This is a genomic window from Streptomyces sp. NPDC031274 (assembly GCF_055570235.1).
On sequence record NZ_JBVIHP010000005.1, the window covers coordinates 250,821 to 274,532 of the forward strand.

General features: G+C 70.3%; 18 protein-coding genes. 6 read left to right on the forward strand and 12 right to left on the reverse strand.

From position 1 onward, the window contains the following. Nucleotides 1-32: 32 nt before the first annotated feature. Nucleotides 33-395 carry a MerR family transcriptional regulator gene (locus tag ACZ5CR_RS11275; RefSeq protein ID WP_468855997.1) on the forward strand — a complete coding sequence of 121 codons (363 nt, stop codon included), beginning with the start codon at nucleotides 33-35 and terminating at the stop codon, nucleotides 393-395. Between the two features lie 202 nt (nucleotides 396-597). Here the strand turns inward: ACZ5CR_RS11275 and pruA are convergent, their stop codons facing one another. Beyond that, nucleotides 598-2,229 carry an L-glutamate gamma-semialdehyde dehydrogenase gene (gene pruA / locus ACZ5CR_RS11280; protein WP_468855999.1) on the reverse strand — a complete coding sequence of 544 codons (1,632 nt, stop codon included), beginning with the start codon at nucleotides 2,227-2,229 and terminating at the stop codon, nucleotides 598-600. A gap of 42 nt (nucleotides 2,230-2,271) precedes the next feature. Then, on the reverse strand, nucleotides 2,272-3,198 hold the full coding sequence (locus ACZ5CR_RS11285) for a proline dehydrogenase family protein (RefSeq protein WP_389909158.1): 927 nt from the start codon (nucleotides 3,196-3,198) through the stop codon (nucleotides 2,272-2,274). A gap of 180 nt (nucleotides 3,199-3,378) precedes the next feature. Here ACZ5CR_RS11285 and ACZ5CR_RS11290 point away from each other — a divergent pair, with 180 nt between their 5' ends. Continuing rightward, complete coding sequence (locus ACZ5CR_RS11290) at nucleotides 3,379-4,548, forward strand: PucR family transcriptional regulator (protein WP_468856002.1); 1,170 nt, start codon at nucleotides 3,379-3,381, stop codon at nucleotides 4,546-4,548. Between the two features lie 105 nt (nucleotides 4,549-4,653). Then, nucleotides 4,654-5,022 carry a hypothetical protein gene (locus ACZ5CR_RS11295; protein WP_468856004.1) on the forward strand — a complete coding sequence of 123 codons (369 nt, stop codon included), beginning with the start codon at nucleotides 4,654-4,656 and terminating at the stop codon, nucleotides 5,020-5,022. Nucleotides 5,023-5,092: 70 nt separating this feature from the next. Here the strand turns inward: ACZ5CR_RS11295 and ACZ5CR_RS11300 are convergent, their stop codons facing one another. Continuing rightward, nucleotides 5,093-5,677 (reverse strand): TetR/AcrR family transcriptional regulator, encoded by a 585-nt coding sequence (locus ACZ5CR_RS11300; protein WP_468856006.1) that lies wholly within the window; start codon nucleotides 5,675-5,677, stop codon nucleotides 5,093-5,095. A 97-nt stretch (nucleotides 5,678-5,774) separates the two neighbouring features. Here ACZ5CR_RS11300 and ACZ5CR_RS11305 point away from each other — a divergent pair, with 97 nt between their 5' ends. Next, the gene (locus ACZ5CR_RS11305; protein WP_468856008.1) at nucleotides 5,775-7,328 is read left to right on the forward strand and encodes an MFS transporter; all 1,554 of its coding nucleotides are present in this window, start codon (nucleotides 5,775-5,777) and stop codon (nucleotides 7,326-7,328) included. A 115-nt stretch (nucleotides 7,329-7,443) separates the two neighbouring features. Here the strand turns inward: ACZ5CR_RS11305 and serA are convergent, their stop codons facing one another. The 6 genes from serA to ACZ5CR_RS11335 all read right to left on the reverse strand — a co-directional run bounded on the left by serA (nucleotide 7,444) and on the right by ACZ5CR_RS11335 (nucleotide 17,382). Next, complete coding sequence (gene serA, locus ACZ5CR_RS11310) at nucleotides 7,444-9,048, reverse strand: phosphoglycerate dehydrogenase (RefSeq protein ID WP_468856011.1); 1,605 nt, start codon at nucleotides 9,046-9,048, stop codon at nucleotides 7,444-7,446. Between the two features lie 329 nt (nucleotides 9,049-9,377). Then, nucleotides 9,378-10,376 (reverse strand): ketol-acid reductoisomerase, encoded by a 999-nt coding sequence (gene ilvC / locus ACZ5CR_RS11315; RefSeq protein ID WP_468856013.1) that lies wholly within the window; start codon nucleotides 10,374-10,376, stop codon nucleotides 9,378-9,380. A 109-nt stretch (nucleotides 10,377-10,485) separates the two neighbouring features. After that, nucleotides 10,486-11,013, reverse strand: coding sequence for an acetolactate synthase small subunit (gene ilvN, locus ACZ5CR_RS11320; RefSeq protein WP_160507374.1), 528 nt, complete (start codon nucleotides 11,011-11,013; stop codon nucleotides 10,486-10,488). 27 nt (nucleotides 11,014-11,040) lie between these two features. Then, a complete protein-coding gene (locus ACZ5CR_RS11325) occupies nucleotides 11,041-12,888 on the reverse strand; it encodes an acetolactate synthase large subunit (protein WP_468856016.1) in 1,848 nt (615 codons plus the stop codon). A gap of 231 nt (nucleotides 12,889-13,119) precedes the next feature. Further along, nucleotides 13,120-15,990 (reverse strand): putative bifunctional diguanylate cyclase/phosphodiesterase, encoded by a 2,871-nt coding sequence (locus ACZ5CR_RS11330; protein ID WP_468856204.1) that lies wholly within the window; start codon nucleotides 15,988-15,990, stop codon nucleotides 13,120-13,122. A 441-nt stretch (nucleotides 15,991-16,431) separates the two neighbouring features. Next, a complete protein-coding gene (locus ACZ5CR_RS11335) occupies nucleotides 16,432-17,382 on the reverse strand; it encodes a 2-hydroxyacid dehydrogenase (protein WP_468856017.1) in 951 nt (316 codons plus the stop codon). Nucleotides 17,383-17,478: 96 nt separating this feature from the next. Here ACZ5CR_RS11335 and ACZ5CR_RS11340 point away from each other — a divergent pair, with 96 nt between their 5' ends. Then, nucleotides 17,479-18,471, forward strand: coding sequence for an aldo/keto reductase (locus ACZ5CR_RS11340; protein WP_468856018.1), 993 nt, complete (start codon nucleotides 17,479-17,481; stop codon nucleotides 18,469-18,471). An 84-nt stretch (nucleotides 18,472-18,555) separates the two neighbouring features. Continuing rightward, nucleotides 18,556-19,722, forward strand: a complete 1,167-nt coding sequence (locus ACZ5CR_RS11345; protein WP_468856207.1) for a PQQ-dependent sugar dehydrogenase — start codon at nucleotides 18,556-18,558, stop codon at nucleotides 19,720-19,722. Nucleotides 19,723-19,751: 29 nt separating this feature from the next. On the opposite strand, the gene ACZ5CR_RS11350 is transcribed toward ACZ5CR_RS11345, so the two are convergent. The 3 genes from ACZ5CR_RS11350 to ACZ5CR_RS11360 all read right to left on the reverse strand — a co-directional run bounded on the left by ACZ5CR_RS11350 (nucleotide 19,752) and on the right by ACZ5CR_RS11360 (nucleotide 23,565). Further along, on the reverse strand, nucleotides 19,752-19,985 hold the full coding sequence (locus tag ACZ5CR_RS11350) for a DUF6191 domain-containing protein (RefSeq protein ID WP_468856021.1): 234 nt from the start codon (nucleotides 19,983-19,985) through the stop codon (nucleotides 19,752-19,754). Between the two features lie 80 nt (nucleotides 19,986-20,065). After that, nucleotides 20,066-23,266, reverse strand: coding sequence for a helix-turn-helix transcriptional regulator (locus tag ACZ5CR_RS11355; protein ID WP_468856208.1), 3,201 nt, complete (start codon nucleotides 23,264-23,266; stop codon nucleotides 20,066-20,068). Nucleotides 23,267-23,379: 113 nt separating this feature from the next. Continuing rightward, entirely contained in the window at nucleotides 23,380-23,565 is a 186-nt protein-coding gene (locus ACZ5CR_RS11360) for a hypothetical protein (RefSeq protein WP_468856023.1), read from the reverse strand. Between the last annotated feature and the right edge of the window lie 147 nt (nucleotides 23,566-23,712).

Here is a 23,712-nt window from a genome sequence, read left to right on the forward strand (position 1 = left end):
GGAGGCACTTCAAGTGCGGAGGTACGCGTGACATGAGGATCGGCGAGCTGGCGAAGCGTACCGCTGTGAGCGAGCGGTCCCTGCGCTACTACGAGAAGCAGGGCCTGCTGCACGCGGAGCGCACACCGGGCGGCCACCGCGACTACACGGAGGCGGCGATCGACCGCGTCGTCCACATCCAGGAGCTGTTCGCGGCGGGCCTGTGCAGCGCGAAGATCGTGGAGCTGCTCCCGTGCATGCGGGACCAGGACGGCGGCCCCTCGAAGACCGCCACACCTTGGCTGGTGGAGGAGTTGTCGGTGGAGCGGGCCAGGATCGACGGCATGGTGGAGGAGCTGCTGCGGGCGCGGGATGTGCTGGACGAGGTGATCTCGGCGGCGTCGCAGGAAAGCTAGGTCGCAGGAGAGCTGGGTCGCAGGAGAGCTGGTCCGTCAGGATCCGGACGCGGGGTGATCGAGCGGGCGGGCGGGAGAGGCTTGTTCGCCCGGCCGAAGCCGCTTCGCCCGGTCAAGACCGCAGGGGAAAAGACACCGCCTCCGACCGGGGTGGGGCCCAGGCCGGAGGCGGGGTACGGGGAGGCTCGGAAGCCAGGGGAAATCAGCCCATGTGCGGGTACGAGTACTCCGTGGGCGAGACCAGCGTCTCCTTGATGGCGCGGGTCAGCGTCCAACGCTGCAGGTTCTGCGGCGCGCCGGCCTTGTCGTTCGTGCCCGAGGCACGGCCGCCGCCGAAGGGCTGCTGGCCGACGACAGCGCCGGTCGACTTGTCGTTGATGTAGAAGTTGCCCGCCGCGTAACGGAGCTTCTCCATCGTGTACGCCGCAGCGGCACGGTCGCCCGCGATGACCGACCCGGTCAGCGCGTAGTCCGACGCCGACTCCATCTGGGTCAGCATCTCCTCGTACTTGTCGTCCTCGTAGACGTGGATCGCGAGGAACGGACCGAAGTACTCGGTGGTGAAGACCTCGTTGGCCGGGTCCGAGCACTCGACGACGGTCGGACGGACGAAGTAGCCGACCGAGTCGTCGTACGTGCCGCCCGCGACGATCGTGCAGGAGTCGTCCGACTTGGCGCGGTCGATCGCCGCCTTGTTCTTGGCGAACGCGCGCTCGTCGATGACGGCGCCGATGAAGTTCGACAGATCGGTGACGTCACCCATCTTGATGCCGTCGACCTCGGCCGCGAACTCCTCCTTGAAGCCGGAGTTCCAGATCGAGGCGGGGACGTACGCACGCGACGAGGCGCTGCACTTCTGGCCCTGGTACTCGAAGGAGCCACGGGTCAGGGCCGTCTTGAGGACGGCGCGGTCGGCGCTCGGGTGCGCGACGACGAAGTCCTTGCCGCCCGTCTCGCCGACGAGGCGCGGGTACGTGCGGTAGTTCGCGATGTTCTCGCCGACCGTCTTCCACAGGTGCTGGAAGGTCGGGGTCGAGCCGGTGAAGTGGATGCCCGCCAGGTCGCGGTGGGTCAGGGCCACCTCGGAGACGGCGATGCCGTCGCCGGTCACCAGGTTGATGACGCCCTTGGGCAGGCCCGCCTCCTCCAGGAGCTGCATGAGCAGCACGGCGGCGTGCGTCTGCGTCGGGGACGGCTTCCACACGACCACGTTGCCCATCAGGGCGGGGGCGGTGGGGAGGTTGCCCGCGATCGCGGTGAAGTTGAAGGGGGTGATCGCGTAGACGAAGCCTTCGAGCGGGCGGTGGTCCAGGCGGTTCCAGACGCCGGTCGAGTTCGCCGGGGGCTGCTCGGCGAGCAGGTCACGGGCGTACTTGACGTTGAAGCGCCAGAAGTCGACGAGCTCACAGGGAGTGTCGATCTCGGCCTGCTGGGCGGTCTTCGACTGGCCGAGCATCGTGGACGCGGCGAGCGTCTCGCGCCACGTCGTGGAGAGCAGCTCGGCGGCGCGCAGGATGATCGCGGCGCGGTCGTCGAAGGACATCGCGCGCCACGCCGGGGCGGCGGCGAGCGCGGCGTCGATCGCGTCCTGGGCGTCCTGCGAGGTGGCGCCGCGGCCGTTGCCGATGACGGCCTGGTGGTTGTGCGGCTGCACGACCTTGAAGGGCTCACCGCCACCGAGGCGCTTGACGCCGCCGATGGTCATCGGCAGCTCGATGGGGTTCTCGGAGAGCTCCTTGAGCTTCGTCTCGAGGCGGGCGCGCTCCGGGGAACCGGGTGCGTAGCCGTGCACCGGCTCGTTGACCGGCGCGGGGACCTGGGTGACGGCGTCCATGAGTTCCGTATCTCCTTGGAGGGGGGTCGGGGGAAAGGGAGCTCAGCCCTTGGTGAGGATGGAGCGGGCGAAGAAGAGCAGGTTGGCCGGCTTCTCCGCGAGGCGGCGCATGAAGTATCCGTACCAGTCGGTGCCGTAGGCGGTGTACACGCGCATCCGGTGGCCCTCGGCCGCGAGCCGCAGGTGCTCGTCGCTGCGAATGCCGTACAGCATCTGGAACTCGTACTCGTCCAGTTTGCGCCCGGCGCGCCGTCCGAGCTCCTGTGCGATGGAGATCAGGCGCGGGTCGTGGGACCCGATCATCGGGTACCCGGAACCCTCCATCAGGATGCGCATGATGCGCACGTACGCCTTGTCGATCTCCGCCTTGTCCTGGTACGCGACCTCGGCGGGCTCCTTGTAGGCGCCCTTCACGATGCGTACGCGGCTGCCCGCGGCGGCCAGGCGGCGGGCGTCGTCCTCGGTGCGGAAGAGGTAGGACTGGATGACGCAGCCGGTCTGCGGGAAGTCCTTCCGCAGCTCCTCGTGGATGGCGAACATCGAGTCGAGGGTGGTGTGGTCCTCGGCGTCCAGGGTGACCGTGGTGCCGATCGCGGCGGCGGCGATGACGACCGGGCGGACGTTGGCGAGGGCCAGCTCGTGGCCGCCCTCAAGGGCCTGACCGAACATGGACAGCTTCACGGACATCTCGGCCTTGGTGCCAAGACCCAGGTCCTTGAGGCGCTCGACGAGCTCCAGGTAGGCGTCGCGCGCGGCGGCGGCCTGCTCGGGCGTGGTGATGTCCTCGCCGACGACGTCGAGGGTGACCTCGAGGCCCTTGTCGGCGGCGTCCGTGATGATCGGCACGACCTGGTCCACGCTCTCACCGGCGATGAAGCGGCTCACGACCTGCTTGGTGCCCGGGGCCGCCGATACGAAACGGCGCATCTGGTCGCTGCGCGACGCGGCGAGGATCACGGGACCCAGCACGGGCACCTCCACGGAGAGTAGATAGGGGGCCGTACCTGGATATGCGTAACAAGCCGGTACGGCACGGAGAACCACCGTGAAACTTAAGGATCCCTCCGATCCGGGGCCATCGACAGCTGTCACGCATCCGTGCCCTGGATCTCAGACATCTGTCTGAAGGTGGGGCGGAACTACGCCAGAATGGACAGTGTGAAAGGTGATTACCAGGAACTGGTCGACGAGATCTCAGCCCTGCTCGGTGCTCCCGCGACACTGGAGAACCGCGATTTCGAGCTGATCGCGTTCGGCGCGCACGACAGCGGCGGCGACACCGATTTCGACGCGACGGCACTCGACCCGGTGCGCACGCGCTCGATCCTCACGCGCCGCTCGACGGCCGGGGTCCGCACCTGGTTCGAGAGCTTCGGCATCACCCGGGCGACGGCCCCGATCCGCATTCCGCCCACTCCGGAGGCGGGCGTCCACCGCGGCCGGATCTGCCTTCCCGTACGGCATCGGGGGTTCGCCCTGGGGTACGTATGGCTGCTCGACGACGACCCGGGTCCCACGGACGCCCAGCTGACCGCCGCCATGGAGGTCGCCGCCCGCATCGGCGCGCTGCTCGCCGACGAGGCGCAGGCAGGGGCCGACCTGACCCGGGAGTTCCGCGCGGTCCTGACCGCCGAGCGGGGCTGGCAGCGGGACATGGCCGTGGCCGATCTGCGCACGGCGCTCGGCTCGCGCGGCGAGGGCCTGCACGCGGTGGTCTGTGTCGCCCCCTGGCCTTCCGCGGACCCGGAGTCAGCCCCTTCGGTCCGTACGGTGCAGGGGGCGACCGCCCTGTGCACGGTGCCCTGGGGCACGGCGGGCCAGAGTCTCGCGGTGCTCGTCCGGGTGCGCTCGGCGGACGTGCTCACGCCCGCGGTGTCGGCGGCCACGCGGCTCCTGGAGTCGACCGCGTCCGCGGCGGCGGGGATCGCGAGCGCCCGGCACGGCCTGGATGAGCTCGGCGCCGCCTGGTGGGAGGCGTCCACGGCGGCCCGCGCGGCCCGCGCCGAACCGCGCTTCGCCCCCGTGGCCCAATGGTCGGACGTGGGCCCCTACCGCCTGCTCACCTCCCTGCCCGCCGAGGCCGCCCAGGACCCGGTGGCCCGCGCACTCCTCTCCCCCGCCCATCGCGAACTCGCCCGCACCGCGGAGGTGTTCCTCGACTGCGCGGGCCAAGCGGGCCGCACGGCGGCGGAGTTGGGCATCCACCGCCAGACGCTCTACTACCGCCTCTCGCGCGTGGAGCAGCTCACGGGCCTCGACCTCGACGACGGCGAGGACCGGCTGCTGCTACACATGGTCCTGAAGTCGTCACGACTGTAAAAGCACGGCTACAGGCGGACCTTGACGTGCTCATGGCCCGGTAACCTCTCCCCTTGATCACTCACGTTGATCACACACGCACTCACAGGGGAGACCGAACACCCGATGAAACTCAAGTTGCTGGCACCCGCCGTCGTCACTGCCGCCCTCGTCGGCACCGCCCTCACCGGCGGCGTCGCCGTGGCCCAGACGCCCTCCGCGCCGCTCGCCGCCGCAGCGGCCCCCAACTGTGGCAACGGCCTCACGAACGTGCCGGCCAAGGAGAGCGTGAAGATTCGCTCGACGCCGAAGGTGAAGGGCACGGCCCTCGGCCTGTGGAACAAGGGGCAGAAGGGCTTCATCTGCAACGACGGAAAGTCGATCAAGGGCGAGAAGTACACGCTCTGCGGCAAGACGAGCACCGAGTGGCTCTACGGCGTCACGAACAGCACGAACGTGAAGGGCTATGTCCCCAGGGCCTGCATGGACTGGTGACCAAGCACCTGACGTAACGGCATGACCATGGTGGTGCGGTCGGCGCGAGCCGGTCCGCACCACTCCCGTTTCACCCGCCGGAGATCCGCGCCATCACCCGCTTCATGCCCTCGGCGAGCTGCTCGGCGCCGGTCGCCGACTCCTCGTCGAACAGCCACTGCACCATCAGGCCGTTGAGCAGCGTCGTATAGAAGCGCCCCTCGGTCTCCACGACGTCATCGGTCAGGTCGTCCTCCGCGATCCCGGTGAACATCGCGGCGAGTCCGCGCCGCCCCTCCACCTGTGCCTTGGCGAGCAGATCGCGGACGCCCGCGAGCCGCTCCCCCTGCGTGACGACCTCCAGGCTCAGCATCCAGATCGCCCGTGACTCGGGGATCGAGCGGATGACGTTCGCCCAGGTATCCCGGAATCTCTCCAGGCCGCCGCTGTCCGGGGCGCCCGCCACGCCGACCGCGCCCTCGAAGCCCTCGCCCATGGGCTCGATGAGCGCCACGTACGCCGCTACGAGCAGGGCGTCCTTCGAGCCGTAGTGGTAGCCGATGGACGCCAGGTTGGTCCCGGACTCCTTCACGATGTCGCGCGCCGTCGTACGCACGAACCCCTTCTCCAACAGGCAGTGCTTGGCGCCTTCGAGCAGATCCTCACGGTGTCCCATGCGGGCCAGCGTACTCCCGATCCATACGCGCGTCCCAGACCATCGTCTTATACGCTCGTACTAGACAAGTGTTTAATACGCTCGTACAGTCTCCGTCATGACGAACTCGACGCACCAACAGGCGAATTCGGCGGTCCCCGAGCGCGCGGGCCGCAAGGAGTGGACCGCGCTCGCCGTCCTGATGCTGCCGCTGCTCCTGGTCTCGATGGACGTCTCGGTCCTCTACTTCGCGGTCCCCGCGATCAGCGCCGACCTGGAGCCGAGCGGCACCCAGCAACTGTGGATCTTCGACATCTACGCGTTCGTGCTCGCAGGGCTGCTGATGACGATGGGCTCGCTCGGCGACCGCATCGGCCGCCGCAAGCTGCTCATGATCGGCGCCCTCGCTTTCGGCGCGGCCTCCCTGACCGCCGCCTACGCGGGCAGCGCCGAGCTCCTCATCGCGGCCCGCGCGGTCCTCGGCATCGGCGGCGCGACCCTGATGCCGTCCACGATGGCCCTCGTCCGCACGATGTTCCGCGACGCCGGGCAGCGCGCGAAGGCCATCGGCATCTGGTCCGGCGTGATGGTCGCCGGTATCGCGCTCGGCTCGGTGATGAGCGGCGTTCTCGTCGAGCACTTCTGGTGGGGCTCGGTCTTCCTGGTCAACCTGCCCGCGATGGTGCTGCTCCTGATCCTCGCCCCGGTCCTCATCCCGGAGTCCAAGGACCCGGAGCCGGGCCGTTTCGACCTGCTGAGCGTGCCGCTGTCCATGGCCGCCGTGCTGCCCGTCGTCTACGGGCTCAAGGAGATCGCCGCTGAGGGCCTCGAACCCGTGTACGTCGCCTCGCTCACCGTCGGACTCGTCTTCGCCGCCCTCTTCGTCCACCGCCAGCGCACCACCCGGTCCCCGCTGATCTCCCCGGCCCTCTTCCGTGGCCGCGGGTTCGCCCCCGCCGTCCTCCTGAACCTCATCTGCTCGCTCGCGATGATGGGTTCGGCGTACTTCACCACGCAGTACCTGCAGTCCGTCCTCGGCAAGAGCGCCATGGAAGCCGCCCTGTGGGCGCTGCTCCCCTCCGTCCTCATCGGTTTCGCCGCACCGGTCGCCACGGCCCTGGTGCAGCGGGGGATGAACCGCGCCTACGTCGTCTCGTCCGGCTTCGCCGTCTCGGCGAGCGGGTACGGCCTGCTGGCCCTGACCGGCACGGACTCGATGTGGACGGTGCTCGCCGGCGCCGGGCTCCTCGCCTGCGGCGCCGTGGTCATCGGCTCGCAACTCACCGACCTGGCACTCGGCTCGGCCCCCGCGGAGAAGGCGGGCTCCGCGTCCTCGCTCCTGGAGACCGGCCAGGAGTTCGGCGGCGCCCTCGGCATGGCACTGCTCGGCTCCATCGGCAACGCGGTCTACCGGAACGAGATCCCGGACTCGGCCCCGGCCGAGGCCCACGAGACGCTCGGCGGCGCCCTCGCGGTGGCCCGGCACCTGCCGGACAAGGCGGCCTCAGCGCTGACGGACGCGGCCCGCGACGCCTTCACCAGCGGCATGCACGTCGCGGCCCTCACGGGGGCGGCGGTGCTGCTGGTCGCGGCGGCGGTGGCGGTGACGCTGCGCCGGATCACGCCGGTGGAGGCCCCCACGGAGCCGGAGCCCGCGAAGGTACTCGCTTGACAGCGCTTGGCACCGCACGACAAACGCCGGACGGGCTGGATCTCTCCAGCCCGTCCGGCGTTTGCGGACGAACTCGGCGGAGCCGGCGTTGACCGGCAGCCGAGACGCGGGGCGACTAGTCCGTCAGGTCCACCGCACGCGCGGACTCCGCGCCGATCTCCGCGGCCAGCTCGTTGAGCACCGACTGCGGCACCGAGTCGTCCACGGTGAGAACGGCGAGCGCCTCGCCGCCGACGTCGGCGCGGGCGACCTGCATACCGCCGATGTTGATGCCGCCCTCACCGAGGACACGGCCGACGGTGCCGACGACACCGGGACGGTCCGCGTAGCGAAGGACGACCATGTGCTCGGCGAGCGCCAGGTCCACGTCGTACTCACCGATGGCGACGATCTTCTGCAGGTGCTTGGGTCCGGCCAGCGTGCCGGAGACCGAGATCTCCTCGCCGCCGGTCAGCGTGCCGCGCACCGTGACCACGTTGCGGTGGTCCGGGGACTCCGAGCTCGTGGTGAGGCGGACCTCGACGCCACGCTCCTGGGCGAAGAGTGGCGCGTTCACGTAGGACACGGTCTCGTCGACGACGTCCTCGAACACGCCCTTCAGCGCGGAGAGTTCGAGCACCTTCACATCGTGCTGGGTGATCTCGCCGTACACCTCGACGTCGAGCCGCGCGGCGACCTCTCCCGCGAGCGCGGTGAAGATCCGGCCGAGCTTCTCGGCGAGCGGCAGACCGGGACGCACGTCCTCGGCGATGACGCCGCCCTGGACGTTCACGGCGTCCGGGACGAGCTCGCCCGCGAGGGCAAGGCGCACCGACTTGGCGACGGCGATACCGGCCTTCTCCTGCGCCTCGTCCGTCGAGGCGCCGAGGTGCGGGGTGCAGACGACCTGGTCGAACTGGAAGAGCGGGGAGTCCGTGCAGGGCTCCTTCGCGTACACGTCCAGACCGGCGCCCGCGACGCGGCCTTCCTTCAACGCGGAGTACAGCGCCTCCTCGTCGACGATCCCGCCGCGCGCGGCGTTCACGATGCGGACGGCGGGCTTGACCTTGTGCAGGGCGTCGTCGCCGATCAGACCGACCGTCTCCGGGGTCTTGGGCAGGTGCACGGTGATGAAGTCCGAGACCTCGAGCAGCTCGTCGAGCGTGAGGACCTTGACGCCCATCTGCGCGGCGCGCGCGGGCTGTACGTACGGGTCGTAGGCGACGACCTTCATGCCGAAGGCGCTCATGCGCTGGGCGACGAGCGCACCGATGCGGCCGAGGCCCACGACACCGAGGGTCTTCTCGGCGAGCTCGACGCCCGTGTACTTGGAGCGCTTCCACTCGCCGGCCTTCAGGGCCTGGCTGCCCTGGGGGATGTTGCGGGCGGTGGCGATGAGCAGGCCACAGGCGAGCTCGGCCGCGGTGACGATGTTCGAGGTGGGTGCGTTCACCACCATGACGCCGGCCTTGGTGGCGGCGGACACGTCCACGTTGTCCAGGCCCACGCCCGCGCGGGCGACGACCTTCAGCTTCTTGGCGGCCGCGATGGCCTCGGCGTCGACCTTGGTCGCGGAGCGGACCAGGATCGCGTCGACGTCGGCGATGGCGGGCAGCAGCTCGGCGCGGTCCGCGCCGTTGCACTGACGGATCTCGAAGTCCGGGCCCAAGGCGTCGACAGTCGCGGGCGACAGCTCTTCAGCGATGAGTACGACCGGTTTGGCGGTGGCAGCAGTGCTCACGTGAGTCCTCACAAGTCCAATGCGGACGGCCGTCCCGACGGCCGCATGCGGTGGAGGGGAGCGGCACCGGGAAGGGGTCGGTGCGTTCCCGTGTCGTCCGGTGCGGCGAGAGTGCGTGCCGGGCGGCTCGGGGGCGTGCCTGCCCCTATTCGGTGACGCTTAAGCCGCGTGGAAGACGCACGACGCTGTGGGCCTGACGCGAATGTTGAAAGCAGTCTAGTGGCGTACTGACGAGTGTCTTACGCCTCGGTGGAAGGATCACCCTTCCGTGGCTGGACCAGGTGGACAAAGGGGCCGGGACTGCGGTCCCGGCCCCTTCGCCTCAAGGCTTACGCCTCGTCGTTCACCCACGACATGAGCTTGCGCAGCTCCTTGCCGGTGGTCTCCAGGAGGTGGTTCTCGTCCTGGGTCTTGTACTCGTTGTACTTCTTCAGACCGCCGTGGTACTCGTCCATCCACTGCTTGGCGAAGGTGCCGTCCTGGATCTCGGTCAGGACCTTCTTCATCTCGGCCTTGGTGGCGTCCGTGATGATGCGCGGGCCCGTGACGTAGTCGCCCCACTCGGCGGTCTCGGAGATCGACCAGCGCATCTTCTCCAGGCCGCCCTCGTACATGAGGTCCACGATGAGCTTCAGCTCGTGGAGGCACTCGAAGTACGCGATCTCCGGCTGGTAGCCGGCCTCGGTCAGCGTCTCGAAGCCCGCCTTGACCAGCGCCGCGGTACCACCGCAGAGCACGGCCTGCTCGCCGAACAGGTCGGTCTCGGTCTCCTCGGTGAAGGTCGTCTTGATGACGCCCGCACGCGTGCCGCCGATGCCCTTGGCGTACGAGAGGGCGAGCGCGAAGCCCTTGCCGGTCGCGTCCTGCTCGACGGCCGCGATGCACGGAACGCCGCGGCCCTCCTCGTACTGGCGGCGGACCAGGTGGCCCGGGCCCTTGGGGGCGACCATGCAGACGTCGACGCCCTCGGGGGCCTTGATGAAGCCGAAGCGGATGTTCAGGCCGTGGCCGAAGAACAGCGCGTCGCCGTCCTTGAGGTTGTCCTTGATGGACTCCTCGTAGACCTGCGCCTGGATCGGGTCCGGGACCAGGATCATGATGACGTCGGCCTCGGCGGAGGCCTCGGCGGGCGTCACCACGCGCAGGCCCTGCTCCTCGGCCTTGGCCTTGGACTTGGAGCCCTCGTGCAGACCGACGCGGACGTCGACACCCGAGTCACGGAGCGACAGCGCGTGGGCGTGGCCCTGGCTGCCGTATCCGATGACCGCGACCTTGCGGCCCTGGATGATGGACAGGTCGGCGTCGTCGTCGTAGAACAGCTCGGCCACTGGGAATCTCCTATGTGTGCTGGTGTTGCGACCCACCGTACGGCGGGTGGGGGGAAGAAAGTTTTCAGGTCTCGCCATACGGGCGGGCCCGGCGGCTCGTTCGGCTGTTTCAGGCCGAGCGGTCGAGCGCCCGCAGGCTGCGGTCCGTGATGGAGCGGGAGCCGCGGCCGATCGCGATGGTGCCGGACTGGACGAGCTCCTTGATGCCGAAGGGTTCCAGCATCTTGAGCATGGCCTCCAGCTTGTCGCTGGAGCCCGTGGCCTCGATGGTGACCGCCTCGGGCGAGACGTCCACGGTCTTGGCGCGGAACAACTGGACGATCTCGACGATCTGCGAGCGCGTCTCGTTGTCGGCGCGGACCTTGGCGAGGACCAGCTCGCGGGCCACGGCGCCGGCCGGCTCCAGTTCGACGATCTTCAGGACATTGACGAGCTTGTTGAGCTGCTTGGTGACCTGTTCGAGCGGCAGGTCCTCGACGTTCACGACGATGGTGATGCGTGAGATGTCGGGGTGCTCGGTGACGCCCACGGCCAGGGAGTCGATGTTGAAGCCGCGGCGTGAGAACAGGGCGGTGATCCGGGCGAGGACACCGGGCTTGTTCTCGACCAGGACGGAGAGCGTGTGCTTGGTGGACATGACTCGTGGTCTCTCTTTCGCTCTCGCCTAGTCGTCTTCGTTGTCGCCGAAGTCGGGGCGGACCCCGCGGGCGGCCATGACTTCGTCGTTCGAGGTGCCCGCGGCGACCATCGGCCAGACCTGGGCGTCCTCGTGGACGATGAAGTCGACCACGACGGGGCGGTCGTTGATGGCGTTGGCCTCGGCGATGACCTTGTCGAGGTCCTCGGGCCGCTCGCAGCGCAGCGCCACGCAGCCCATGGCCTCCGACAGCTTCACGAAGTCCGGGACGCGGGTGCCCTTGTTGGGGCCGATGTCCTCGGGACCGCTGTGCAGCACGGTGTTGGAGTATCGCTGGTTGTAGAAGAGCGTCTGCCACTGGCGGACCATGCCGAGGGCGCCGTTGTTGATGATGGCGACCTTGATCGGGATGTTGTTCAGGGCGCAGGTGGTCAGTTCCTGATTGGTCATCTGGAAGCAGCCGTCGCCGTCGATCGCCCAGACGGTGCGGTCGGGCTGACCGGCCTTGGCGCCCATCGCGGCCGGGACCGCGTACCCCATCGTTCCCGCGCCGCCGGAGTTGAGCCAGGTGGCGGGCTTCTCGTACTCGATGAAGTGGGCGGCCCACATCTGGTGCTGGCCGACGCCCGCGGCGAAGATCGTGTCGTCCGGGGCGAGCTGGCCGACCCGCTCGATGACCTGCTGCGGGGAGAGCGAACCGTCCTCGGGCTGGTCGTAGCCCAGCGGGTAGGTGTCGCGCCAGCGGTTGAGGTCCTTCCACCAAGCGGTGTAGTCACCCTTCTGGCCCGCGGTGTGCTCGGCCTGGACCGCCTGGATCAGGTCGGCGATGACCTCGCGGGCGTCTCCGACGATCGGCACGTCGGCGGCGCGGTTCTTGCCGATCTCGGCCGGGTCGATGTCGGCGTGGACGATCTTCGCGAAGGGCGCGAAGCTGTCCAGCTTGCCGGTGACGCGGTCGTCGAAGCGGGCTCCGAGGGCGACGATCAGGTCGGCCTTCTGCAGCGCGGTGACGGCGGTGACCGCTCCGTGCATGCCCGGCATTCCCACGTGCAGCTCGTGGCTGTCGGGGAATGCGCCGAGCGCCATCAGTGTGGTGGTGACGGGCGCTCCGGTGAGTTCCGCGAGGACCTTCAGCTCGGCGGTGGCCTGGGCCTTCAGGACGCCGCCGCCGACGTAGAGGACGGGTCGCCTGGCGGCGGTGATCAGCTTGGCGGCCTCGCGGATCTGCTTGGCGTGCGGCTTGGTCACCGGGCGGTAGCCGGGCAGGTCCTGGGTGGGCGGCCACTGGAAGGTGGTCTGCGCCTGGAGGGCGTCCTTGGCGATGTCGACGAGGACCGGCCCCGGACGGCCCGTGGAGGCGATGTGGAACGCCTCCGCGATCGTCGCCGGGATGTCCTCGGCCTTGGTGACGAGGAAGTTGTGCTTGGTGATCGGCATCGTGATGCCGACGATGTCCGCCTCCTGGAAGGCGTCCGTGCCGATGGCCTTGGAGGCCACCTGGCCGGTGATCGCGACCATGGGCACGGAGTCCATGTGGGCGTCGGCGATCGGCGTGACGAGGTTGGTGGCACCAGGGCCGCTCGTCGCCATGCACACCCCGACCTTGCCGGTGGCCTGCGCGTAACCGGTGGCCGCGTGTCCCGCGCCCTGCTCGTGACGGACCAGGACGTGACGGACGCGGGTGGAATCCATCATCGGGTCGTACGCCGGAAGAATGGCACCGCCGGGAATGCCGAATACCGTGTCGGCCCCGACTTCCTCGAGAGAACGAATGAGGGACTGCGCGCCCGTGACGTGCTCGACGGGTGCGGACTGCTGTCCTGAGGATCGGGGCCGCGGCTGCGGATGGTGGGCCCCGGTGGCCTGCTCGGTCATCGGCATTCTCTTCTCGAAGCTGAGGGTTTTTGCGGGGTGTTTGCAGGGTTTTGGCAGTGCCGGTGCAACAAAAAACCCCTCGTGCCAGGTGGCAAGCGAGGGGAGCGCGTCGGAGCGGTCGCGGGATTCCGGTATTCGGACCGGTGATTCCCAGCTTCAGCCGACGCGCTTTCCAAGTACGAGAATTCGGGTGCGCATGGCATTGACCCTCTCTCCAGCGCACAGCGCCTGTCAAGTAGGTGGGACGGGGGTCTCATTATGTGAGCGGATGAAGGATTCGACACCTCCTCCGAATCCGACCTGGGGGGCGCCCGCCAGGACGGGCTCCGCAGGGCCGTAAGGAACCGGGTACTGCCCGAGCGAGAGCGCGCGGCGCAGTCGGTACTCGTCGAGCGGCCCGGAGAACGCCATGCCCTGCCCGTGCGTACAGCCCATCGCGCGCAGGGCGACGACCTGCTCCGGGAGGTCGACGCCGTCGGCCACGGAGCGCAGGCCCAGATCGCCGGCGATGCGCAGCAGACCGGCGGTGATCTTGTGAAGCCGCGCGGACTCGACGACGCCCTCGACGAGACTGCGGTCCAGTTTCAGTACGTCGACGGGGAGCCGCCGCAGTGCGGTGATGGCGGCATAGCCACTGCCGAACCCGTCCAGGGCGATGCGCACACCGAGCCTGCGCAGGGAGGTCAGACGGCGCTCCAGATCGTCGAGGGGGACGCGGGGTTCACTGTCGGCCAGCTCGATGATGAGCGCCCCTGAGGGCAGCCCGTACCGGGTGAGGAGGGCCTCGATGGAGCTCAGCGGCATGGAGCGGTCCAGGAGGCGCCGCGCGCTGATGCGGACGGCGACGGGCGTCGCGTGCCCCGTGCGTCCCCGTTCGGCGGCCTGCTGGACGGCTTCCTCCAGCATCCAGCGGCCCAGCTCCGCGGTGCGGACGCTCTCCTGGGAGTCCGATGTGTCGGCCACGCGCAGGAACTCGGCGGGCGTGAAGAGGATGCCCTGTGCCGAGCGCCAGCGCGCCTGGGCGGCGACGGAGGTGATGCGCCCGTCGTCCAGGGAGACCACCGGCTGGTGGAGCAGCGCGAACTGGCCATCGTGCAGGGCGGTGCGCAGCCGTGTCGCCAGCTCCGCCTTGCGCACGACGTCGGCCTGCATCTGGGGGGCGTACAGCTCGACGCGGCCCTTGCCCGCGGCCTTGGCGCGGTACATCGCGAGGTCGGCGTTGCGCAGCAACTCGCCCGCCCCGAGGCCTGGTTCGGCGAAGGCCACGCCGATGGACGCCGCCACACGCACGTCGTTGCCGCCGATCGCGTAGGGCTGGGAGAGGGCGATTCTGAGACGGTCCGCGAGTTCGTAGATGTGCTGCTCGCGTGCGGCCTGGTCGCGGGTGCCGTCGCCCACGATCAGCGCGGCGAACTCGTCGCCGCCGAGCCGGGCCGCGCAGTCCCCGGACCTGACGGCGTCCTGAAGGCGGCGGGCCGCCTGGATCAGGAGTTCGTCCCCCGCTTGATGGCCGATGGTGTCGTTGACCGCCTTGAAGCCGTCGAGGTCGATGAAGAGCACGGCCGTGCCCCGGTCGGTGACTCTGCGGCCGGTGAGCGCCTGGCCGACCCGGCGCGTGAACAGGGCGCGGTTGGGCAGGTCGGTGAGCGGGTCGTGCTCGGCGTTGTGCTGCAGCTGCGCCTGGAGGCGGACCCGTTCGGTGACGTCGCGGCTGTTGAAGATGAGGCCGCCCTGGTGGCGGTTGACCGTGGACTCCACGTTCAGCCAGTCGCCGTCACCGGACTTGAAGCGGCACTCGATGCGGGTCGTGGGCTCTTCCACGGGGTTCGCGGTGAGGAATCTGCGGACTTCGTGGACCACTCTGCCGAGGTCCTCGGGGTGCATGAGCGAGGCCAGTTCGGAGCCCATGAGGTCCTCGGCCTCGCGGCCGTAGACCCCGGAGGCGGCCGGGCTGACGTAGCGGAGTATGCCGTTCGGGGCGGCGATCATGATCACGTCGCTCGAACCCTGGACCAGGGAGCGGAAGTGGTTCTCCTTCTGGGCCAGTTCCTGGGTGAGGGTGATGTTGTCCAGGAGCATGATGCCCTGGCGCACCACCAGGGCGAGCACGACCGTGCCCGCGGTGAAGAGCACGACTTCGTCGACGCTGCGGCCGCTGAGCACGTTGTAGAGAATCCCCAACGTGCAGACGGCAGCGGCGAGATACGGCGTGAGCGCGGCAAGGGATCCGGCGATCGGCCGGGTGGCGGCGGGCCGCACTCCCTTGGGGGCGTCGCTCTCCACGCGCGCGTGCTGCGCGTCATCCGCGTGCTTGGGCCAGGGCACCGCCCAGGGCGCGTACGCCAGGAGCAGTGATCCCGCGAACCAGCCCGCGTCCAGCATCTGCCCCGAGCGGTAACTGGCGTGCAGCAGGGGCGAGGTGAACATCGCGTCGCACATGACGGTCAGCGCGAGGGCGCCGATCGCGGTGTTCACCGCCGTGCGGTTGGCGGAGGCCCGTCTGAAGTGCAGCGCGAGGACCATGCTGACCAACGCGATGTCGAGCAGCGGGTAGGCGAGCGAGAGCGCGGCGTGCGCGACGCTCTGGCCCACGAACTGTGCCGTGTGCGCGAGGGCCAGGCTCCAGGAGAGCGTGAGCAGCGAGCCGCCGATGAGCCAGGCGTCGAGGGCCAGACAGACCCAACCGGCTCTCGTCACCGGGCGCTTGGCAAGCACGAGCAGGCCGATGATGGCGGGCGGCGCGAAGCAGAGGAAGAACAGGTCGGCGAGGCCGGGACTGGGCACCGGCTGCTCGAGCACGACCTCGTACCAGCCCCATACGCCGTTGCCCAGGGCCGCCATCGCGGAGGAGAGCGCGAACAGCAGCCATGCGGGTCGAAAGCGGCTTCGACGGGTGCGCGAGTAGCGGAAGCAGGAGACCGCGGCGGTCGCCGCCGCGATGCTCAGGCCGAAGTCGCCCATGATCAGGGCGGCTCGGGGCGATCCCCAGCCGAGCGCCGCCCCGGCGGCATACCCGCCGCAGACCACGAAGAGCGCGATCTGCGAGACCAGGCTCGCGCCGCCGGAGGCGGGGCGCCGGGCCAGCGGGGAACCGGGCGGCATCGATGCCGTCAGACCTCCGCCGCCGTCCAGGGCGGTGGCGGGTGTCGGGCGGGTGCTCACCGGGCCGCCCTGGTCCGTACCGCCTTTGTATCCCTCCGCTTCCCGTGATCTATCGACTCCGGGATCTCGCGTGCGCAACCGTCGCTCAGCCGACTGCGAGCCGGTGCGTGTGAGAGTCGCCGTCGGCAGCTCCGCCGCGTCGGTTCGTTCGCCCATTGGCCATACATCGCCCGTCGCCCCCCTCGCGTCTGATGCCTTGCCTCGTCCCCGGCGCCGAACGGTCCACGGCGCAGCCCCTGTCGGGACGATACACCAGTCTCGTCACTCAGGGACATAGGTTCTGTACGCTCCGTAACGGCAAGCGGTGTCGTAAACACACGGCGCACGCACGCGGGTGCGGAGCGTGCTCGAACGCTCCCTGGGCGACTGCGGCTTCGTGCGCTATTGGGTCGTCAGGACCACGTTCGCGAGGGGTTCCCCGGCGACGTGACGGGTCAGTTGGGCGGCGAGCAGGCGCTTCGCACGCGGCAGGAAGGCGGAGGTCGATCCGCCCACGTGCGGGCTGATGAGCACTCCAGGAGCCTGCCACAGGGGATGACCTGCGGGCAGCGGTTCCGGATCGGTGACGTCCAGGGCGGCGGTGATCCGGCCGCTCTCCAGTTCGGCCAGGAGCGCCTTGGTCTCGACGACGGGGCCGCGCGCGACGTTCACCAGCAGGGCGCCGTCCTTCATGCGGGCCAGGAAGTCGGCGTTGACCAGGCCACGGGAGGTGTCGGTGAGGGGCGTGGAGAGGATGACCACATCGGCTTCGGGCAGCAGCGCCGGCAGTTCGGCGAGCGGGTGCACGGGGCCGCGCTCCGTGGCACGGGCGGAGCGCGCGACGCGCGCCACCCGCGCGCACTCGAAGGGGGCGAGCCGGTCCTCGATGGCGGAACCGATCGATCCGTAGCCCACGATCAGGACGGACTTGTCGGCGAGCGCCGGATAGAACCCGGACCGCCACTCCTCCCGCCGCTGCCCTTCCACGAATCGGGGGATGCCGCGCAGGGAGGCGAGGGTCAGGGCGAGCGCGAGCTCGGCGGTGCTGGCCTCGTGCACTCCCTTGGCGTTGCACAACTGGACGCCGGGCGCGAGGAACTTGAGCCCGGACTGCACGTGGTCGATGCCCGCGGTGAGCGTCTGTACGGCGCGCACCGATGTCATCCCGGGCAGTGGCCGTACGGAGGTCTCCGCACCCTTCAGATAGGGCACCACGTAGAACGCGCAGTCGGCGGGGTCCGCCGGGAAGTCCGGGCCGCCGTCCCAGAAGCGGTAGTTGATCCCGGCATCGGCTGCTCCGGGCAGGCCTTCGATCTCGTCAGCGGCAAAGGGGAGCCATACGTCTGTCGTCATGGTCAGGAGGCTAATGCGCACAGGCCGCACGCCGCGTGAGGGGAGGCAGCGGTTACGTTGGGGGCTGCTCGGACATGAAGTGGGGGGCACGGCCAGGTGGACCGCAGGACGATCGGCGCGGCAGCGCTCGAGGTGGGTGCGGTCGGGCTCGGCTGCATGCCGATGAACTGGGCGTACACCGGATCGCGGCAGCGGGGCGAGGAGTCGCTGCGCACCGTGCACGCCGCCCTCGACCAGGGCTCGACCCTCCTCGACACGGCGGACATGTACGGGCCGTTCACCAATGAGCTCCTGGTGGGGCGGGCGCTCAAGGAGCGGCGCGGCGAGGCGTTCGTGTCCACCAAGTGCGGGCTCCTGGTGGGCGAGCAGCACATCGTCGCCAACGGCCGCCCCGGCTATGTGAAGCGGGCCTGCGACGCATCGCTGCGACGGCTGCAGACCGAGACGATCGACCTCTATCAGCTGCACCGCGCCGATCCCGAGGTGCCCGTCGAGGAGACCTGGGGCGCGATGGCCGAACTGGTCGCCGCGGGGAAGGTGCGGGCCCTGGGTCTCTGCGCGGTGGGGGCGCGTGCCTCGCGGCGCGAGGGCAGGGGGCTGCACGAGGGAACGATCCGGCAGCTTGAGCGGGTCCAGCAGGTCTTCCCGGTCAGCGCGGTGGAGGCCGAGCTCTCGGTGTGGTCGCGAGAGGCGCTTGTGACGCTCCTTCCGTGGTGCGCGGCGCGAGGGGTCGGCTTTCTGGCGGCGATGCCGCTGGGGAACGGGTTCCTCACGGGGACGCTGACGCCCGGGCAGGGCTTCGAGCCGGATGACGTACGGGCCCGGCATCCCCGTTTCACCGCCGAGATGATGGCGGCCAACCAGCCCCTTGTGGTGGGCCTACGCCGGGTGGCCGAGCGGCACGGGGCAACCCCGGCGCAGGTGGCGCTGGCGTGGGTGCTCGCGCAGGGCGGCGACGTGGTGCCGATCCCCGGGGCCAAGCGGGAGCGCTGGGCGGTGCAGAACGCGGGGGCGGCGTCGGTGCGGCTCACCGGGACGGACCTCGCGGAGATCGCGGCGCTGCCCTCGGCGATGGGCTCGTGGGACTGATGTCCACGTGTCGGTGAAGCGGGGTCGGGAACCTCTGGGGACCGAGCGGTGTATGAACTGTAGAAGCGCTGCGTCGAAGGGAACCTGATCGTGCAACGACCTGCTGTCACGGCCGCATTGGCCGCCGCCCTTGTGCTCACGGCCGGTTGCTCGTCCGGGGGCGGGGGCACGCCGGACAACGGCAAGAGCGCGGAGTCGAGCCCCGCGACGGACGCGACCTCCACGGGCAAGGCGCCCGCCGGTGAAGCCCCGCCGGAAAAGGGGTCGGCGAAGGTCACCAAGACCCTCACCGAGAACCTGAAGTCGCCCTGGGGTCTGGCGCCGCTCCCCGGCGGGGACCTGCTGGTGTCCTCACGCGACGAGGGGACCATCACCCGCGTCGACGGAGAGACGGGCAAGAAGACGGTCCTCGGCTCGGTCCCCGGCGCCTCCCCCGCCGGTGAGGGCGGCCTGATGGGCCTGGCGCTCTCCCCCTCGTACGCATCGGACCACATGGTCTACGCGTACTTCACCACCGAGTCGGACAACCGCATCGCCCGCATGCTGTACGACGAGAAGAAGCCCTCAGGACAGCAGCTCGGCGCACCCGACACGGTCTTCAAGGGCATCCCCAAGGGCGGGGTCCACAACGGCGGCCGGATCGCCTTCGGCCCGGACAAGATGCTGTACGCGGGCACGGGCGAGACGGGCGACACGGGTCTGGCCCAGGACAAGAAGTCGCTAGGCGGCAAGATCCTGCGCCTGACCCCGGACGGCGACCCCGCCCCGGGCAACCCCTTCGACGACTCCCCCGTCTATTCGTACGGCCACCGCAATGTGCAGGGCCTGGCCTGGGACGAGGACAAGCAGCTCTGGGCGGCGGAATTCGGCCAGGACACCTGGGACGAACTGAACGAGATCAAGGCCGGCGACAACTACGGCTGGCCGGAGGTCGAGGGCAAGGGCGACGAGGAGGGCTTCCACGATCCGGTGGCCCAGTGGAAGACCTCGGAGGCCTCCCCCAGCGGCATCGCCTACGCCGAGGGCTCGGTCTGGATGGCGGGCCTGCGCGGCGAGCGCCTGTGGCGCATTCCGGTCCGGGGCGTGGGCGGCAGCGTGGAGCCCCAGTCCTTCCTGAAGGGCGAGTACGGCCGCCTGCGCACGGTCGTCGCGGCGGGCGGAGACAAGCTGTGGCTGGTCACGAACGAGACGGACTCCCGGGGCACCCCTGAGAAGGGGGACGACAAGATCCTTGAGGTGACCGTGAAGTGACGTGAAGTGGCGTGACGCAGCGCGGACGGCTACTTCTCGGACGAGGGCCCGGAGTCCGTTTCGGGCCCGGGGCCCGCGTCAGTCGGCTCGGGTTCCGTCTTCGCCTGCTGCGGCACCCTCACCACCACCTTGCCGGACGTGAGGTCTATCGGGCCGCGGCCGGGGTCGCCGTCGGCCACGTCGACCCGGCTCAGCTCAAGCCGCTTCTGCTCGTCGTCCGTGTGTTTGCGGCCGGGCTGAAAAAGCTCGATCAGGTTGAACACTGCGCCTCCTGGCGGCCGAGTTCCTCCTTACCAGCGTAAGCGAGCGCCCGCGGAACCCATCGGGGCCGGGAAGGCGCAGGTCAGCCGGTGGGCTGTGCGCTCTGCGCGCTCTGCGCGCTCTCTGGGGTCCGTGCGGTCGCTGGGCTCTCCGCGGGGAAAAGGCGCAGGCGGTGGGCCAGGGCCGCCGCCTCGCCCCGCCCCGCCACCCCCAGCTTGGCGAGGATGTTGGAGACGTGGACGCTCGCCGTCTTGGGAGAGATGAAGAGCTCCTCGGCGATCTGGCGGTTGCTGCGGCCCGCGGCGACACGGCGCAGCACGTCCCGCTCCCTGCTGGTGAGGCCGAGCGCCTCGGCGGGGTCGACCGGGGCGAGGTGGGCCCGCGCGGTGGCACGGTCGCCGTCGTGCCCGTTCAGCGTGAGGCGGGCGCGCTGGGCGAGCCCCGAGACGGAATCGGCGAGGGGCCGGGCCCCCAGGCGCTCGGCGGCCTCGCGGGCTCGGCGCAGCAGACCGGCGGCGCGCTCACGATCGGCTTCGGCGCCCGCGCCCGCAGAGGTGGCGAGGAGGGACTCGGCGAGGCGCAGGCGGGTGCGGGCGAGGTCGTAGGGGCGGTCGAGGGGTTCGAACGCGGCGACCGCGGCGGACCAGTCGGCGGGGGTGTCGCGGTCCTCGGCGCGCAGCAGCTCGGCGCGTACCCACTTCTCGTGGGCGCCCCAGACCGGCATGGGTGAGGGCAGTTTCTTGGCGGCTCGGCGAATGCTCCCGATGGCCTCGGTCCGGCCGGGTTCGGCGGCGGGCAGGCCGCGCGTATCGGCCTCCGAGGTGGCGGCGGCGAGCAGCAGGGGCCAGGTGTAGCGCTGGGTGCCGGGCGCGAAGCCCGTGGCCAGGGCCTGTTCGAGCTCGGTGCGCGCCGCGGCGACACCGGCCGCGCGGTCGGGGTCGGCGGCCGCGATACCGATGGCGGCGGTGACCATGGGCAGGGAGTACTGCGGCATGAGGCCGTGCAGCCCGTACTGGTCGCGGGCCAAGGTCAGTTGGGCGGCGGCTTCGGGCACGTCGCCGCGGCCGAGGGAGACGACAGCGAGGTGCAGGGCCGCCCCGGCCCGTGGTTTGACACCGAGCGCGCCGCGGCGGGCCGCCTCGCTGGCGTCGACCGCCTCGTCCCAACGTCCCAGCGAGATCAGGGTCTCCGCCTTGTTGTTCTGGACCCAGCTCTCGGTGTCCGTGAGTCCGTACTTCCGGCAGAGCGCGAGCCCCTGGTCGCTGACCTCCAGGGATTCGAGAGAGCGGCCCGCGCCTTCGAGCACGGACGGCAGGTTGACATGGATGTGCGGGATCCGGGAGACGAGGCCGGGGGGCGCCACGCACCGGTCCCTGACCGCGTACATCTCCGCAAGGCCGTGCTCGACGTCGCCCGCGTCGACCAGGAGGCCGCCGAGGATGAGCCGGGCGTTGAGCTCGATCTCCTCGGCCTTGACCATCCGGGCGTACTCGACGGCACGTTGGGCCGCCGCCAGGGTCTCCGCCCCGGGGTTGTGGAGCATGCCCCAGGAGGCGACGTTGGTGAGGACCTCGGCGTGCACCTCGGACGGCGGGAGCCCGCGGACCAGTTCCTGCGCGGTGGCGATCTCCGCCCAGCCGTCACCGCGGGCGAGCGTCGAGGTGAGCCGGGAGCGCTGGATCCAGAACCAGGCGGCGCGCAGAGGGTCCCCCCTGCTCGAACCGTGTGGAGAGCTTGGGGAAGGGTCCTGCTCGTCCTCCAGGATCCGCAGCGCACGCTTGGTGATCTTCAGGGCGCGCTCGCGCTCACCGCAGAGGCGACCGGCGACGGCGGCCTCCGCCATGAGGTCGAGGTAGCGCAGCGGGGTGGTCTCGGGGTCGCAGCCACAGGGCGGGTAGACCTCGGCGTAGTCGAGGGGCCGCAGTTCAAGGCGCACGTCCTCGGGGGCGCCGTCCCACAGCTCCATCGCCCGTTCGAGGAGGCGCAGTTGCTCGGAGTACGCATAGCGGCGGCGGGCTTCGACGGAGGCCCGCAGGACGGCGGGGAGCGCCTTAGCGGCGTCGTGCGCGTGGTACCAGTAGCTGGCGAGGCGGGCGGCACGCTGGTCGTCGGCGACGAGTGAGGGGTCGGCCTCGAGAGCCGTGGCGAAACGGCGGCTGATCCGGGAGCGTTCGCCGGGCAGCAGGTCGTCGCCGACGGCCTCGCGCACCAGGGAGTGCCGGAAGCGGTAGCCGTCGCCGTCGGGCGACGGCAGAAGTATGTTGGCGCCGACAGCGGCCCGCAGCGCCTCGATCAGGTCGTCCTCGGCGAGCCCGGCGACCGCGGCGAGCAGCGGATACTCCACGGTCGAGCCGCCCTCGGCGACGATCCTGGCCACCCGCTGGGTGTCCTCGGGCAGCCCCTCGACGCGTACGAGGAGGAGATCGCGCAGGGAGTCCGTGAGGCTCGCGCAGCTGCCGCCGTGCGAGGCGACCGCGAGCTCCTCGACGAAGAAGGCGTTGCCGTCCGAGCGGTCGAAGATGTCGTCCACCAGGGACTGCGCGGGCTCGGCGCTGAGGATCCCGGCCATCTGGCGGGCGACCTCGCCCTTGCTGAAGCGGGCCAGTTCGATGCGCCGCACCGTACGCAGGCGGTCGAGCTCGGCGAGGAGCGGGCGCAGCGGGTGGCGGCGGTGGATGTCGTCGGCGCGGTAGGTGGCGACGACGACGAGATGTCCGCTGCGCAGGGTGCGGAAGAGGTAGGCGAGGAGGTGGCGGGTGGAGGCGTCGGCCCAGTGCAGGTCCTCCAGGGCGATGACCACCGTGCGCTCCGCGGCGAGGCGCTCCAGGAGGCGGACGGTCAGCTCGAAGAGGCGGGCCATGCCTTCCTCGTCGTGCTGGGCGTCGGTGCCCCGCAGGCGCTGCGGGGCCTCGCCCAGTTCGGGCAGGAGCCGGGCGAGTTCACCCTCCTGGTCGGCAGCGGCGGCGTCCACCTCGCCGGGGAGCTGGCGGCGCAGGGAGCGCAGGGCGCTGGAGAAGGGGGCGAAGGGAAGGCCGTCAGCGCCGATCTCGACGCAGCCGCCGAGCGCGACGACGGCGCCTTCGGCGCGGGCCGCCGCGGTGAACTCCTCGATGAGGCGGGTCTTGCCGACGCCCGCCTCGCCGCCGAGGAGCAACGCCTGCGGCCCGCCCGTGCCGGGAGTGGTCCCCTTGGCGCGGGCGAGCGCGTCGTTCAGAACGCCCAGCTCATCGGCGCGGCCGACGAACACGGGGCTTACGGATCTGGTCTCCACAGCCGTGAGCATCGCACAGGGTGCGATGCTCACGGCAGCGGATATTTCGAGGGCTTCAGCAGGCGCTCCGGTGGGCGCTTCGGTGGGCGCTTCAGCCAGCGCTCCGGGGGGCGCCTCCGCCTGCATCAGACGGCCCGGCTGAAGCTGATCCTCCGCTGGGCCCTGCTCACCCGCCCCTCGGTGTCGTGGCGGGCCGAACGGCGCTCGGCGCGGGCCGACTTGGCCTCACGGGCCTCGCGCAGGAGGCGGCGGCGGTCGGCCTCGCGAGCGAGGTCGGCGGCGCGCAGCTGGTGCATTTCGTACTCGAACATGAGAACTCCCTGGCTACTGACGTGGGTTTCGGCTTCGCGGTCCGTGATCCGCTGTTCGCGGATCCCGTCTTGCGATGCCTCTACTTTCGTCTGCCAGGGAGGGTCGGCACATCGGGAGAGTGCCGCATCTTGAGGGGGTGGGGGGCC

Excerpts from the sequence above, each read along its gene's own strand:
- ACZ5CR_RS11355 (WP_468856208.1), bottom strand. The coding sequence starts at position 23,266 with ATGCTCACGGCTGTGGAGACCAGATCCGTAAGCCCCGTGTTCGTCGGC.
- ilvN (WP_160507374.1), bottom strand. The coding sequence starts at position 11,013 with ATGTCCACCAAGCACACGCTCTCCGTCCTGGTCGAGAACAAGCCCGGT.
- ACZ5CR_RS11295 (WP_468856004.1), top strand. The coding sequence starts at position 4,654 with ATGAAACTCAAGTTGCTGGCACCCGCCGTCGTCACTGCCGCCCTCGTC.
- ACZ5CR_RS11275 (WP_468855997.1), top strand. The coding sequence starts at position 33 with ATGAGGATCGGCGAGCTGGCGAAGCGTACCGCTGTGAGCGAGCGGTCC.
- ACZ5CR_RS11305 (WP_468856008.1), top strand. The coding sequence starts at position 5,775 with ATGACGAACTCGACGCACCAACAGGCGAATTCGGCGGTCCCCGAGCGC.
- ACZ5CR_RS11325 (WP_468856016.1), bottom strand. The coding sequence starts at position 12,888 with ATGACCGAGCAGGCCACCGGGGCCCACCATCCGCAGCCGCGGCCCCGA.
- ACZ5CR_RS11300 (WP_468856006.1), bottom strand. The coding sequence starts at position 5,677 with ATGGGACACCGTGAGGATCTGCTCGAAGGCGCCAAGCACTGCCTGTTG.
- ACZ5CR_RS11330 (WP_468856204.1), bottom strand. The coding sequence starts at position 15,990 with ATGCCGCCCGGTTCCCCGCTGGCCCGGCGCCCCGCCTCCGGCGGCGCG.
- ACZ5CR_RS11290 (WP_468856002.1), top strand. The coding sequence starts at position 3,379 with ATGGACAGTGTGAAAGGTGATTACCAGGAACTGGTCGACGAGATCTCA.
- ACZ5CR_RS11360 (WP_468856023.1), bottom strand. The coding sequence starts at position 23,565 with ATGTTCGAGTACGAAATGCACCAGCTGCGCGCCGCCGACCTCGCTCGC.
- ACZ5CR_RS11335 (WP_468856017.1), bottom strand. The coding sequence starts at position 17,382 with ATGACGACAGACGTATGGCTCCCCTTTGCCGCTGACGAGATCGAAGGC.
- pruA (WP_468855999.1), bottom strand. The coding sequence starts at position 2,229 with ATGGACGCCGTCACCCAGGTCCCCGCGCCGGTCAACGAGCCGGTGCAC.